13 protein-coding genes are annotated in these 13,840 nt (G+C 52.0%); 6 read left to right on the top strand and 7 right to left on the bottom strand.

Features of this window, described 5'->3' with window-relative positions; genetic code table 11:
• Positions 1-96: 96 nt before the first annotated feature.
• Positions 97-615: a molybdopterin-guanine dinucleotide biosynthesis protein MobB gene (gene mobB, locus RT120_RS13875; protein ID WP_312983377.1), complete on the bottom strand. Its 519-nt coding sequence runs from the start codon at positions 613-615 to the stop codon at positions 97-99.
• A complete protein-coding gene (gene mobA / locus RT120_RS13870; protein ID WP_312983368.1) occupies positions 615-1,187 on the bottom strand; it encodes a molybdenum cofactor guanylyltransferase MobA in 573 nt (190 codons plus the stop codon). The genes mobB and mobA overlap by 1 nt, the downstream gene beginning before the upstream one ends.
• 69 nt (positions 1,188-1,256) lie before the next feature.
• Between mobA and RT120_RS13865 the strand changes: the two genes are divergently transcribed.
• From RT120_RS13865 to dsbA, 3 genes are all read left to right on the top strand, one after another.
• Positions 1,257-1,526 carry a YihD family protein gene (locus tag RT120_RS13865; RefSeq protein ID WP_312983367.1) on the top strand — a complete coding sequence of 90 codons (270 nt, stop codon included), beginning with the start codon at positions 1,257-1,259 and terminating at the stop codon, positions 1,524-1,526.
• A 75-nt stretch (positions 1,527-1,601) separates the two neighbouring features.
• The gene (locus RT120_RS13860; RefSeq protein ID WP_312983366.1) at positions 1,602-2,588 is read left to right on the top strand and encodes a serine/threonine protein kinase; all 987 of its coding nucleotides are present in this window, start codon (positions 1,602-1,604) and stop codon (positions 2,586-2,588) included.
• Between the two features lie 27 nt (positions 2,589-2,615).
• Positions 2,616-3,239, top strand: a complete 624-nt coding sequence (gene dsbA / locus RT120_RS13855) for a thiol:disulfide interchange protein DsbA (RefSeq protein WP_312983365.1) — start codon at positions 2,616-2,618, stop codon at positions 3,237-3,239.
• 20 nt (positions 3,240-3,259) lie between these two features.
• On the opposite strand, the gene RT120_RS13850 is transcribed toward dsbA, so the two are convergent.
• Entirely contained in the window at positions 3,260-4,183 is a 924-nt protein-coding gene (locus RT120_RS13850) for an acyltransferase (protein WP_409515051.1), read from the bottom strand.
• Positions 4,184-4,607: 424 nt separating this feature from the next.
• Between RT120_RS13850 and polA the strand changes: the two genes are divergently transcribed.
• Positions 4,608-7,394 (top strand): DNA polymerase I, encoded by a 2,787-nt coding sequence (gene polA / locus RT120_RS13845; RefSeq protein WP_312983364.1) that lies wholly within the window; start codon positions 4,608-4,610, stop codon positions 7,392-7,394.
• A 303-nt stretch (positions 7,395-7,697) separates the two neighbouring features.
• On the opposite strand, the gene yihA is transcribed toward polA, so the two are convergent.
• Positions 7,698-8,333, bottom strand: coding sequence for a ribosome biogenesis GTP-binding protein YihA/YsxC (yihA, locus tag RT120_RS13840; protein WP_312983362.1), 636 nt, complete (start codon positions 8,331-8,333; stop codon positions 7,698-7,700).
• Positions 8,334-8,953: 620 nt separating this feature from the next.
• Between yihA and yihI the strand changes: the two genes are divergently transcribed.
• Together yihI and hemN are read left to right on the top strand one after the other, a co-directional pair.
• Positions 8,954-9,460, top strand: coding sequence for a Der GTPase-activating protein YihI (yihI, locus tag RT120_RS13835; RefSeq protein ID WP_312983360.1), 507 nt, complete (start codon positions 8,954-8,956; stop codon positions 9,458-9,460).
• A gap of 186 nt (positions 9,461-9,646) precedes the next feature.
• Positions 9,647-11,020, top strand: coding sequence for an oxygen-independent coproporphyrinogen III oxidase (gene hemN / locus RT120_RS13830; RefSeq protein ID WP_312983359.1), 1,374 nt, complete (start codon positions 9,647-9,649; stop codon positions 11,018-11,020).
• 36 nt (positions 11,021-11,056) lie between these two features.
• On the opposite strand, the gene RT120_RS13825 is transcribed toward hemN, so the two are convergent.
• From RT120_RS13825 to glnL, 3 genes are all read right to left on the bottom strand, one after another.
• Positions 11,057-11,179 carry a YshB family small membrane protein gene (locus tag RT120_RS13825; protein ID WP_144133064.1) on the bottom strand — a complete coding sequence of 41 codons (123 nt, stop codon included), beginning with the start codon at positions 11,177-11,179 and terminating at the stop codon, positions 11,057-11,059.
• Between the two features lie 111 nt (positions 11,180-11,290).
• The gene (gene glnG, locus RT120_RS13820) at positions 11,291-12,700 is read right to left on the bottom strand and encodes a nitrogen regulation protein NR(I) (protein ID WP_312983357.1); all 1,410 of its coding nucleotides are present in this window, start codon (positions 12,698-12,700) and stop codon (positions 11,291-11,293) included.
• 56 nt (positions 12,701-12,756) lie between these two features.
• Entirely contained in the window at positions 12,757-13,806 is a 1,050-nt protein-coding gene (gene glnL, locus RT120_RS13815) for a nitrogen regulation protein NR(II) (protein WP_312983355.1), read from the bottom strand.
• Positions 13,807-13,840 lie beyond the last annotated feature (34 nt).

Below are 13,840 nucleotides of genomic sequence, written 5' to 3'. Positions count from 1 at the left end.
CATCAAACAAGCAGAAGCCCATCCTCACGGATGGGCTTTTTGCTGTCTGCAATATAGCAAAAAAACAGACGGAATGAATATCGATCCGCTGCTTTATTAAGCTAAATGAGTCTCCTTTTTCAGCCACTCCTCAATAAAATCAGCTACCTGCTGCTCATTGTTAATATCAATAACCGGCAAACGGTGAGGCAACTTGATATCGGTGACTAATGCAATGGCATACTCATCGCAATCAAGATCGACAATGCTATGCTTTGTTCCTTCACGGTATAAAAGCAGCTTAGGTATGGTTTCGTGCTTAAACCCTTCTACCAGGATGATATCCAGTGTTCGATGATCCATCCGGCTGGCCAGGTAATGAAGATCGAGTGGTGCTTCATCCGGCGTTTCCGTCATCAATGCCCAACGTTCCGTACTGGCGACCAGTGTCTGATACGCCCCTGCTTTGCGCAGTTCATAGCTATCTTTGCCTGGCTTATCGACGTCCATGTTGTGATGGGTGTGCTTAATCAATCCCGTACGAATACCGCGCTGATTTAACGCTGGGATAAGCTTTTTCAACAACGTAGTTTTCCCTGTACCACTCCAGCCAGCAATGCCGAGTATGGGCGTCATCATGTCACCTGCCACTGTTCAAGATCGTCAGGGGTATTGACGTTTGCAAAGCAGTGCGTTCTGTCATTAAACAACACGGCATGACCACCGATCTGCTTCAGGAAAACCATTACGCGTCTTTCTCCGCTGGCTAAATACGCTGCAAGCAACGGCGCAACGCGCCTGTTTATCAGGCACAACGTGGGATGGTCGCGCTGTCCATCGTTAACCCAGGCTGCGGGTGCATCGTGAATTCTCGCCTGTAAACACGCGACTAAATCTGAAGGGATATTGGGTGTATCGCAAGGGCAGAACAGATACCAGTCGCTTTCAACCGCCTGCATAACCGACAGTATTCCCGCCAGCGGCCCTGGAAAATCCGCCAGCGTATCGGTAATCACACTAAAACCGCTTTGCTGATATTGTTCGATGTTGCGATTCGCGCTAATCACCAGGCAATCAACCTGCGGTAACAGGCTGGACGCCACATGCTGCCATAACGGCTTGCCATTAAGTTGCAACAGACCTTTATCCTGGCCGCCCATCCGCGTCGCACGGCCTCCAGCCAGTATTGCACCCGTTAAATTCTCCAAAAAGTATCGCCTCTTTTATTGTGGGTTTGACCCTGTTAACGTGTCTTTCTCTAAGAAAGGAGCGCCATTATGAAATGCAAACGCCTTAATGAAGTTATCGAATTACTTCAGCCAGCCTGGCAAAAAGAGCCCGACCTTAATCTGATGCAATTTTTGCAGAAACTGGCGAAGGAGTCAGGTTTTACCGGCGATCTGGCCGATCTCACCGATGATATCTTGATATATCACCTCAAAATGCGTGATTCCGCGAAAGACGAAGTCATTCCTGGATTAAAAAAAGATTACGAAGAGGACTTTAAAACGGCACTATTGCGGGCTCGCGGCGTCATTAAAGAGTAAAAGCATGTAAGCGAAGCCAACAATGCGCCTCCGGAATGATATTCTGAAGTATTGGTCGTGTTTTTGGATAACGGAATGACAGATAACGCTTTTACATTCCAGACGTTACACCCGGACATCATAATGGATGCCTTATTTGAACAGGGCATCCGCGTTGATTCCGGGCTAACGCCGTTGAATAGCTATGAGAATCGCGTTTACCAGTTTCAGGATGAAGATCGTAAACGCTATGTGGTGAAGTTCTATCGTCCGCAGCGCTGGACAAATGCGCAGATTCTCGAAGAACACACTTTTGCGCTGGAATTAGCCGCTGATGAGATCCCGCTGGCAGCGCCTTTGATGCTTAACGGCACAACGCTACCTGTACACCAGGGCTATCGCTTTGCGGTTTTCCCCAGCCTGGGAGGCCGTCAGTATGAAACCGATAACCTCGATCAGATGGAATGGGTGGGACGCTACCTTGGCCGTATTCATCAGGTTGGTCGTCGCGCGCTGTTCCAGCATCGCCCTTCGATTGGCATCCATGAATACCTTATTGAGCCGCGTGCCTTGCTGGCCGCTTCCTCTCTGGTTCCCGCTGCGTTAAAAGATGGTTTTCTAAGCGCAACGGATACTTTGATCGATGCGGTCAGAGCACGTTGGGACGATAACGGCATCATGCTGCGATTACACGGTGATTGCCATCCCGGAAATATTCTCTGGCGCGACGAGCCGCTGTTCGTCGATCTGGATGATGCGCGCAACGGCCCCGCCGTACAGGATTTATGGATGCTGTTAAACGGTGATAAAGCCGAGCAGCGCATGCAACTCGAAACCATCATTGAAGCGTACGAAGAATTTACTCCCTTCAATATGAGCGAGCTGGCCTTAATTGAACCGTTACGCGCGATGCGTATGGTTTATTACCTGGCGTGGTTAATTCGACGCTGGGAAGATCCTGCGTTTCCCCGTAATTTTCCCTGGCTAACAGAGGAAGATTACTGGCGCAGGCAAACGGCAACATTTCAAGAGCAGGTACGGGTTCTCAATGAACCCCCATTGCAGTTAACGCCGATGTATTAATCTGTAATATTCAGGAGAAAGTTGAAGATGAAAAAAGTATTACTGGCGCTGGCGGGGATGATTCTGGCATTTAGCGCATCAGCGGCCCAAATCACCGACGGTAAACAGTATATTACGCTCGAAAAACCGGTTGCCGGCGAACCGCAAGTGCTTGAGTTTTTCTCATTCTATTGCCCGCACTGCTATCAGTTTGAGGAAGTCATCCACGTTTCTGACAACGTGAAAAAGAAACTGCCGGAAGGCACCAAAATGACCAAGTATCACGTCGAATTTTTGGGGCCGTTGGGTAAAGATTTAACGCAGGCCTGGGCAGTCGCGATGGCACTGGGTGTGGAAGACAAAATCACTGCGCCGATGTTTGACGCCATTCAGAAAACCCAAACCGTACAGACCGTTGCGGATATCCGTAAAGTCTTTATCGATGCGGGTGTAAAAGGTGAAGAATACGACGCCGCCTGGAACAGCTTCGTGGTGAAATCTCTGGTCGCCCAGCAGGAAAAAGCGGCTGCCGATCTTGAATTGCGTGGTGTACCGGCAATGTTTGTTAACGGTAAATATCAGCTGAACCCGCAGGGTATGGATACCAGCAACATGGACGCATTTGTTCAGCAATATGCGGATACCGTGAAATTCCTGGTTGAGAAAAAATAAGCCAGAAATGAAAAAGCCGGTCACTGACCGGCTTTTTTGTATTGCTGTTTTATCGCGTCCAACTGATTGTCTTTCTCACTCCAGATCGCATTCAGCCAGAGTTGGAACTGCCGTTTAAAATTTTTATCGCTGACATAATCACCGTGTAATTCATCCGCCACCGGTAAAAGATCGATTCTCACGACAATAAGGGTAAGTGTACCGCTCAGCATATCGAAAAATGGCGTTGCGCTATTTTGTGGGTAACATAGCGTGACGTTAAGCATCTTGTCGAATTGCTTGCCAAGCACATTAAGCGCCATGGCGACACCCGCCGCTTTTGGTGGAAGCAGATGTTTAAAGGGCGAGCGTACCTGCTGGCTTTTTTCTTCAGTAAATCGCGAGCCTTCGACGAAATTAACGATAGTTGTAGGATGATGACGAAATTTTTCGCAGGAACGACGGGTTGTTTCGACGTCTTTTCCGCGCCGTTCAGGATGGCGCAATAAGTAGCTGCGGGAATAGCGGCGCATAAACGGCATATCCAGCGCCCAGCAAGCCAGACCAATAAAAGGGATCCAGGCGAGCTGTTGCTTGAGGAAATATTTGTTCATTGGGATGTGTTTACGGAACAAAACGCATAGCACCACAATATCGGCCCAGCTGTAGTGATTACAAATCAGCAGATACCAGTTTTTGTTGCTTAATCCTTCCAGACCTTCCACGTCCCATTTTAAATGCGGATTCAGTTTTAACAGCGCAGCCAGTCCTTCGCACCAGCAATACATCATGAAATTACAGAAGGCAGAGATCGTTCGCCAGGCTGCGGGAAATGGCATTAATAGCTTTATAATCCCCGCAAGGATAATCGGAACAGAGCAAAAAACCGTCACTAAAATAGTCAGCGCGATACTTAAAAACAGCGTTATCGCAGCAATCAATCTCGACATAATGATTATATTCATGAGCTTATCGGAAACGGTGCGCTGAAAATGCGCACAAGCGGGAGATTTTATCAGAAAACCCGGTTTGTTGACGAACCGAAACGTTACGGTATTTGAATGCGTGGAAAGCCTCGGATTTATCAGTGAGTTAACAAACTTTGCGATATTTTATATCCACAATAATCAAACGATCGTGAGAGGAATATTGCAGATCAATATCTTATCTTAATGCACTGATATTCAGCGTTTTTTTAATTTCAACGATCGTTATTTTTATATATGTATTTATTATAAAAATTTTTGTGCACACAGTTATCCACAGGTTGATCCTGCGAGAGAGGTCGAGGATCGTTAATTCTTTCATGCATATTGGTCTGAAAAATTCATATTTCTTTGCCAGCTATGGCATCCTTTAGGGATAACTTAAACATCAGGCACGGACATTATGGTTCAGATCCCAGAAAATCCCCTTATCCTCGTTGATGGCTCTTCATACCTGTATCGGGCATATCACGCCTTCCCGCCGCTAACGAATAGCGCAGGAGAGCCGACCGGGGCCATGTACGGCGTACTTAATATGCTGCGCAGCCTGTTGATGCAGTATCAGCCGTCTCACGCGGCGGTAGTTTTTGACGCCAAAGGCAAAACCTTTCGTGATGAGCTGTTTGAGCATTACAAATCGCACCGTCCGCCGATGCCCGACGATCTTCGCGCGCAGATCGAGCCGTTGCACGCCATGGTGAAAGCCATGGGTCTGCCGCTGCTGGCCGTCTCTGGCGTAGAAGCAGACGACGTCATCGGTACTCTGGCGCGCGAAGCAGAAAAAGCGGGCCGTCCGGTGCTGATCAGTACCGGCGATAAAGACATGGCCCAGTTGGTTACTCCGGGCATCACGCTGATCAACACCATGACCAATACCATCCTTGGTCCTGAAGAAGTGGTCACCAAATACGGCGTGCCACCAGAATTAATCATCGACTTCCTGGCGCTGATGGGCGACTCCTCGGATAACATTCCGGGCGTGCCTGGCGTGGGCGAAAAAACTGCGCAGGGCTTGCTACAGGGTCTGGGTGGGCTGGATACGCTGTTTGCCGAGCCGGAAAAAATCGCCGGTCTGAGCTTCCGTGGGGCCAAAACTATGGCCGCTAAGCTTGCCGATCATAAAGAAGTGGCGTACCTCTCCTATCAGCTCGCCACCATCAAAACCGATGTTGAACTGGAACTGACCTGCGACCAGCTGGAAGTGAAACAGCCGACCGTTGATGTGTTGGTCGACCTGTTCAAAAAATACGAATTTAAGCGCTGGACTGTAGATGTCGAAGCCGGTAAATGGCTACAGGCCAAAGGTGCGAAGCCAGCGGCAAAACCGCTGGAAACCATCGTTATCAACGAAGAGCCTGATGAACCGGCTGTAGCCCTGTCTTATGACAACTACGTCACCATTCTCGATGAGGACACCCTCAACGAGTGGATTGCCCGTCTTGAGAAAGCGCCGGTATTCGCTTTTGATACCGAAACAGACAGTCTCGATAATCACAGCGCGCGGCTGGTGGGTTTCTCCTTCGCCACCGAACCGGGAATCGCGGCCTATGTGCCGGTCGCGCATGATTATCTTGATGCGCCGGAACAGCTTACTTGTGAACGCGTACTGGAACTGCTTAAGCCGCTGCTTGAAAGCGAAAGCGCCCGTAAAGTAGGGCAAAACCTGAAGTACGATCGCGGCGTGTTGCAGAATTACGGCATTGAACTGCGCGGCATCGCCTTCGACACCATGCTGGAGTCGTATATTCTTGATAGCGTTGCGGGTCGCCATGATATGGACAGCCTCGCCGATCGCTGGCTGAAGCATAAAACCATCACATTCGAACAGATTGCGGGTAAAGGTAAAAACCAGCTAACCTTCAACCAGATCGCGCTGGAAGAAGCCGGGCGCTATGCCGCCGAAGATGCGGACGTGACTCTGCAACTGCATCTCAAAATGTGGCCGAAGCTGGAGAAAGAAAAAGGGCCGCGCCACGTTTTCGAAACTATCGAGATGCCGCTGGTACCGGTGCTGTCGCGCGTTGAACGTAACGGCGTCAAGATCGATCCGGCGGTACTGCACCGTCATTCCGAAGAATTGACGCTACGCCTGGCCGAGCTGGAGCAAAAAGCCCATGACATCGCCGGTGAGCCATTCAATCTCTCTTCCACCAAACAACTGCAAACCATTCTGTTTGAAAAGCAGGGCATCAAGCCGCTGAAGAAAACGCCTGGCGGCGCGCCTTCTACGTCGGAAGAAGTGCTGGAAGAGCTGGCACTGGATTACCCGCTGCCGAAAGTGATTTTGCAATATCGCGGGCTGGCCAAGCTTAAGTCCACCTATACCGATAAACTGCCGCTGATGATTAACCCGAAAACCGGGCGCGTGCATACGTCTTATCATCAGGCAGTTGCGGCTACCGGGCGGCTTTCCTCCACCGATCCGAACCTGCAAAACATCCCGGTACGTAATGAGGAAGGGCGCCGAATCCGCCAGGCGTTTATCGCCCCGGAAGATTATGTGATTGTCTCGGCGGACTACTCTCAAATCGAACTGCGGATCATGGCGCATCTTTCCCGCGACAAAGGCTTACTCAGCGCGTTTGCCGAAGGCAAAGATATCCACCGCGCTACGGCGGCGGAAGTGTTTGGCTTGCCGCTGGAAAGCGTCTCCGGCGAACAGCGCCGCAGCGCTAAAGCGATCAACTTTGGGCTGATTTACGGCATGAGCGCATTTGGGCTATCGCGCCAACTCAATATCCCGCGTAAAGAGTCGCAAAAATATATGGATCTTTACTTCGAACGCTACCCCGGCGTGCGTGAGTACATGGAGCGTACCCGCCAGCAGGCGAAAGAGCAGGGCTATGTTGAAACGCTGGCCGGCCGTCGTCTGTATCTTCCGGACATCAAATCCAGCAATGCGGCCCGCCGTGCCGGTGCAGAGCGCGCGGCGATCAATGCCCCGATGCAAGGCACCGCCGCAGACATCATCAAACGCGCCATGATCGCTGTAGACGCCTGGCTTGAGAAAGAGCAGCCGCGCGTCAAACTGATCATGCAGGTACACGATGAACTGGTGTTTGAAGTGCACAAAGATGATGTCGAAGCCGTGTCTGTGAAGATCCACGAGCTAATGGAAAACAGTATGAAACTGGATGTGCCGTTGCTGGTGGAAGTGGGTAGCGGAGAAAACTGGGATCAAGCTCACTAACGAATCAGCCGCAAAGTCATTTTTCTGTAACTTAGCAACATAAGTTATCACTTTTTGTGATGACGCTTTGAATTCAGAATGTAAAGATTGAAAAAAAATTACAAAAATACTTTGTGGCATGGAAAAAAGGTAGTAGAGTTAAACGCGTAGGGTACAGAGGTAAGATGTTCTATCTTTCAGACCTTTTACTTCACGTAATCGGATTTGGCTGAATATTTAGCCGCCCCAGTCATCTAATGACTGGGGCGTTTTTTATTGCCCAAAGAAAAGTTTTTGAGGGTACGGGTTGCCCCGTACGCCTGATTATTCTTCAGCCTGTGAATCTTCCGTAACCGGTGTCAGATCGCTAAACCAGCTGTCCAGTTTCTGACGCAGTTTGTCGACGCCAATCTTCTTCAATGACGAAAACGCTTCAACCTGCACGTCGCCGTTAAAGGCAATTGCCGCTTCGCGCACCATATTAAGCTGCGCTTTACGCGCGCCGCTGGCCAGCTTATCGGCCTTAGTCAGCAGTACCAGCACCGGGATTTGGCTTTCAACGGCCCAGTGAATCATCTGCTGGTCGAGATCCTTAAGCGGGTGGCGGATATCCATCAGCACCACCAGACCCTGCAAACACTGACGCGCCTGCAAATATTCGCCCAACGCGCGCTGCCATTTAAGCTTCATCTCTTCCGGTACTTCGGCATAACCGTAGCCAGGAAGGTCGACAAGGCGTCTGCCTTCTGCCACCTGGAACAGGTTGATGAGCTGCGTACGGCCAGGAGTTTTACTGGTTCTGGCCAGGCTTTTTTGATTGGTTAACGTATTAAGCGCACTTGATTTTCCTGCATTCGAGCGGCCCGCGAAAGCCACTTCAATGCCGGTGTCGGAAGGCAAGTGGCGAATATCAGGCGCACTGGTCACAAAGTGCGTCTGTTGATAGTTCCAGTTTGTCAAAGGTCGTCTCCATCAGGACAAGCGATGAAGGGATTATACCTGAACCCCTGCCAAAGACAGGTTTCTTAAATTCTCGCTTACGCGATATTCCCGAAACGCTGTAAGAGATCGGCCATTAAAACCCTGAGAAAAACAGGGATTGTTTCGCGCATTTTCCTAAATAAAATTTTATAAATCATGTGGATATTTTATAAGACCACTCTTAAAAAGGGTGGATTAACGTACCGGTGGGTTGTGTCACTTCGCCAAAACGGTAAAGTAGGCAACGCGAGCCAGGAGGCTCAGGAGCAGGGTTAAGGAACGTCAGGCTGACGAAGAACAGGATCGGGCTGGAGAGCCAGCGTTACAAGACGCAAAAGGACAAGGACAGACACGGAGCGTTGTTTGCTAAAGGAAAGACAGGGTGGTCGGGAGCAAACAAGGATGATTAACTGAGCTAAGAAAGAAGGCGACAGCAAAACTGTCGCCTTTTCTCTTTTCTGCCTTTCTGATAGATTCCGCCGCAATTCTCATCATCATAAATAAACTGTCTCTCACATATCGTTTAATTACCCATAATGTAAGAAGCGGCTTGAAGTATGATGTCATTATTCTCGTAAATGGCTTAAGACGACCCTGATATGAAGCAACCAACCTCCAAACGTCCGGCAAAAGCGCATCGCAAAACACGCGAAGAGCTCAACCAGGAAGGGCGCGAACGCAAGCGCCAGAAAAAACACAGCGGCCACGCGCCAGGCAGCCGCGCATCCGGCGTTGCGGCTGATGCAAAAAATGCCCGCAGCGGTCAGAAAAAAGACCCGCGTATCGGCAGCAAAACCCCCATTCCTTTGGGCGTGACAGAAACGCCTGTAACCAAGCAGCAGAAACCGAAGAGTGAGAAGAAACCTATGCTTTCACCGCAGGCTGAACTGGATATGCTGGAAAACGACGAGCGTCTGGATGGATTGCTGGAGCGTCTCGAAGAGGGGGAAACCCTGAGCAAAGCCGATCAGGAATGGGTCGATGCAAAACTGGATCGTATTGATGAGCTGATGCAGCAGCTTGGCCTCTCCTGGGATGATGATGAAGAGGAAGAAGACGAAAACCGCGGCGACGATTTGATGCGTCTGCTCAAGGGCGGCAACTGATCGGCACGCTATGGGCCTGCCCGTCCTGATCGTTGTCCTGCCAATAGTATGTTATCTGGTGTGGTTATTCGTTAAACTACAGCGGTTGTCGCGCCGCCAGAAGCGGTTGCGCAACCGGCTCATCGCCCGTGGTGCTGGTGGGTCCGTTAAGCGTACCCGCCAAAGACATCATCGGAAGGAGTGAGCATGTCTGTGCAGTTGATCGACTGGGATCTGGCCCTTATCCAGAAATATAATTATTCCGGGCCGCGATATACCTCTTACCCTACCGCGCTTGAATTCTCTGAACAGTTCGGCGAAACCGAATTCCACCAGGCGGTGGCGCGCTATCCTGAGCGCCCGCTGTCGCTGTATGTGCATATCCCGTTCTGCCACAAGCTTTGCTACTTCTGCGGCTGCAATAAAATCGTCACCCGCCAGCAGCATAAAGCCGATCAGTATCTGGATGCGCTGGAGCAGGAAATCCTCCATCGTGCACCGCTGTTCGCGGCCCGCACCGTTAAGCAATTGCACTGGGGCGGCGGAACGCCAACCTATCTGAACAAAGCGCAAATCAGCCGTCTGATGAACTTGTTGCGCGGCGCATTCAACTTCAGCGACGAAATGGAAATTTCTATCGAAGTTGACCCGCGTGAAATTGAGCTGGATGTGCTCGATCACCTGCGGAGTGAAGGCTTCAACCGCCTCAGCATGGGCGTACAGGACTTCAATAAAGAAGTGCAGCGTCTGGTGAACCGCGAACAGGATGAAGAGTTTATCTTTGCGCTACTGAACCACGCGCGGGAAATTGGCTTTACCTCGACCAATATCGACCTGATTTACGGCCTGCCGAAACAGACGCCGGAAAGCTTCGCCTATACGCTGCAACGCGTGGCGGAACTTAATCCGGATCGCCTGAGCGTCTTTAATTATGCACACCTGCCGACGCTGTTTGCCGCCCAGCGTAAAATCAAAGACGCCGATTTGCCTTCCGCCCAGCAGAAGCTGGATATTTTGCAGCAAACCATCGGGTCGTTGATGCAGACTGGCTATCAGTTTATCGGTATGGACCACTTTGCCCGCCCGGATGACGAACTGGCCATCGCTCAGCGCGAAGGTGTCCTGCACCGCAATTTCCAGGGCTACACCACTCAGGGCGACACCGATCTGCTTGGCCTTGGCGTGTCGGCGATCAGCATGACTGGCGACAGCTATGCACAGAACTACAAAGAACTGAAGCAGTATTATCAGTACGTCGACGAGCGCGGCGACGCCCTGTGGCGCGGCCTATCGCTCACCCGCGATGACTGCATTCGCCGTGACGTGATCAAAGCGCTGATCTGTAACTTCCGTCTGGATTTTTCTGCGGTTGAGCAGCAATGGCAGCTGAATTTTGCTGACTACTTTGCCGAAGATTTGAAGTTGTTAGCGCCGCTGGCGAAAGATGGGCTGGTGGATATTGATCAGAAAGGCATCCAGGTGACGCCGAAAGGCCGGTTGCTGATCCGCAACATCTGCATGTGCTTTGATGTGTATCTGCGCCAGAAAGCGCGGATGCAGCAATTCTCGCGTGTTATCTAAAACAACCCCCTCACCGGTCTGGTTGAGGGGATAGTCTCAGCTAAACAGCCCAAGCAGTGCCGCACAGAGTACAGCCGCGACGGCGGTGTGCGGCGTCTGGCTTGCCGCTGCGCCCACTTCTGCGCTGCTCGACACAAAATGAATTAATGATTCCAGCATGATTTTTCCCTCGCGTGAACGCGCGTGATCATACTGAAGTTGTTAATACAGTAAAGTACAAAATTGCAGCAGTTTGCGCTAAACGGTCCATATTTACACAGCGGCAAATCGCTACTCCATACCCAACTCTTTCAGCTTGCGCGTCAGGGTGTTACGGCCCCAGCCCAACAATCGCGCTGCTTCCTGTTTATGGCCCTGAGTGTGGCGCAACGCCGTGGTTAACAGCGTGCGTTCCATTTCGGGTTGCGCTTCAGAAAGCAGGTTTTGATGACCGGAACGCAGCGCGCGATCGGCCCACTGCGCCAGCAGTGTTGCCCAACTGTCTGGCAGCGTCTGGCTCGGGCTGTCAGGCACCGTGGTTTCGAACAGCTCGCCCGGCAGATCCTGAATCAACACTTCCTGGCCTGCGGCCATCACCGTCAGCCAGCGGCAGGTATTTTCAAGCTGGCGCACGTTGCCCGGCCAGGCGAGACGCGTCAGCGCTGCTTCGGTTTCCGGGTGCAGCAGCTTGGCTTCTACTCCCAGTTCTCGCGCTGCGTCCTGTAAAAAGTGGCGCACCAGGCGCGGTATATCTTCCCGGCGTTCGCGTAGCGGCGGCAAATGCACGCGGATCACATTCAGGCGATGGAATAAATCCTCACGGAATTTGCCTTCCTGAACCCGTAATTCGAGATTCTGATGGGTGGCGGCAATGATCCGCACGTCCACTTTCACCGGCGCATAGCCGCCGACCCGGTAAAACTGCCCGTCTGCCAGCACACGCAGTAAACGGGTCTGCACATCTAACGGCATATCGCCGATTTCATCGAGAAACAGCGTGCCGCCGTCAGCCTGTTCAAAACGTCCCTGACGGATTTGATTCGCGCCGGTAAACGCGCCTTTCTCGTGGCCAAACAGCTCAGACTCAATCAGATCTTTAGGGATGGCCGCCATATTCAGCGCGATAAACGGGGATTTGGCGCGTGGGCTATGGCGGTGCAGTGCATGGGCCACCAGCTCTTTACCCGTTCCTGATTCGCCGTTGATCAGCACGCTTATCGACGAGCGCGACAAACGGCCGATAATACGAAACACATCCTGCATTGCCGGCGCTTCGCCGATAATATCAGTCGTCGGCCCGCTGACCGGCGCATTGCGCGGCTGCTGCTGCTCCTGATAATGGCTGATGGCGCGCTCGACCAGCGCCACCGCTTCGTCAATATCAAACGGTTTGGGAAGATAATCGAACGCGCCCTGTTGATAGGCGCTTACGGCGGCATCCAGGTCAGAATGCGCGGTCATTATGATGACCGGGAGCATCGGATGGCGCTGTTTGATCTGCTTAAGCAACGCCAGCCCATCCATGCCCGGCATACGGATATCCGATAACAGCACGTCCGGGGTTTTGGTGGTCAACGCGTCAAGCACCTCGTTCCCGCTTTCAAATGCCGTGCAGTGCAATCCGGCGCCGGTGAGCGCTCGCTCCAGCACCCAGCGGATGGAGCTATCGTCATCAACGATCCAGACTATCCCTCGTTGCATAAACACCTCGATATACGCGTTATCGCCCAGTCCAGGCAACCTGAACGACGCGGCGGCTATTTTCTAATGGGAAGGTACACCGAAAACTCGGTATGACCCGGCCAACTGGTAAATTCGATTTTTCCCGAATGTTGGTCGATAAGATTGCGGGCAATAGACAGCCCCAAACCGGTGCCGCCTTCGCGGCCACTGACCATCGGGTAAAACAGCGTGTCCTGCAAATGGGCCGGGATACCCGGGCCGTTGTCTTCCACATCAATGCGGGCCGCCAGCCGATAGCGCACGCCGTGCAGCGTCAACTGGAATGCTGTACGGGTACGTAACGTGATTTCTCCGCCTTCGCTACCCAGCGCCTGTAGCGCGTTACGCACAATATTCAGCAGCACCTGCTCGATTTGATCGGGGTCGTGGGCCAGTTCCGGCAGGCTGGGGTCGTAATCACGGATCAGCGTGACGTTATCAGGCAGCTCCATCGACACCAGCTTCACCACGCGCTCCGCAACCTTATGGATGCTTTCCGTGACGTGCATCCCCGGCTGTTGCGGGCCAAGCAGCCTGTCGACCAGATTACGCAACCGGTCGGCCTGCTCGATAATGACTTTGGTGTACTCCGTCAGAGAAGGATCGGGAAGCGCTTTACTCAACAATTGCGCAGCGCCGCGCAAACCGCCGAGCGGATTTTTAATTTCATGCGCCAGGCCGCGCACCAGATCACGTGCGGCGATCTGCTGGGCGTGCTGTAACTGTTCCTGGCTTAAGCGACGCTGATTATCCATCGGTGCCATTTCCAGCAGGATCAGCGTGTCCGGCAGACGTTGGGCGGTCAGGGAAAGAATATGCGAGCGCCCGTCGATCACCAGCGTGACTTCGTTATCAGTAAACCCCTGGCCCGCGTTGAGGCTCTCCTGCATCAGCGCAATATTGAGCGAAAAATAACTCAGCAGTTCCGGCAGCGGTGTGCCGTACAGTTTGCGCGAGCTTTGGGCAAGCAGTTGCTGGGCGGCAGGGTTGGCGTAATGGACCGCCAGCTCGTCATCCACCAGCAAAATGCTGTTAATCAAAGAATTGAGGATCTGCCCAGCATCGGGCAGCATGCCTGTAGCCATTCAGCAGTCTCCGGATGATTGCACCAATTTAGTG

This window comes from Atlantibacter sp. (genome assembly GCF_032062175.1).
Lineage (GTDB): Bacteria > Pseudomonadota > Gammaproteobacteria > Enterobacterales > Enterobacteriaceae > Atlantibacter.
This window is presented reverse-complemented; position numbering and strand designations above follow the sequence as displayed.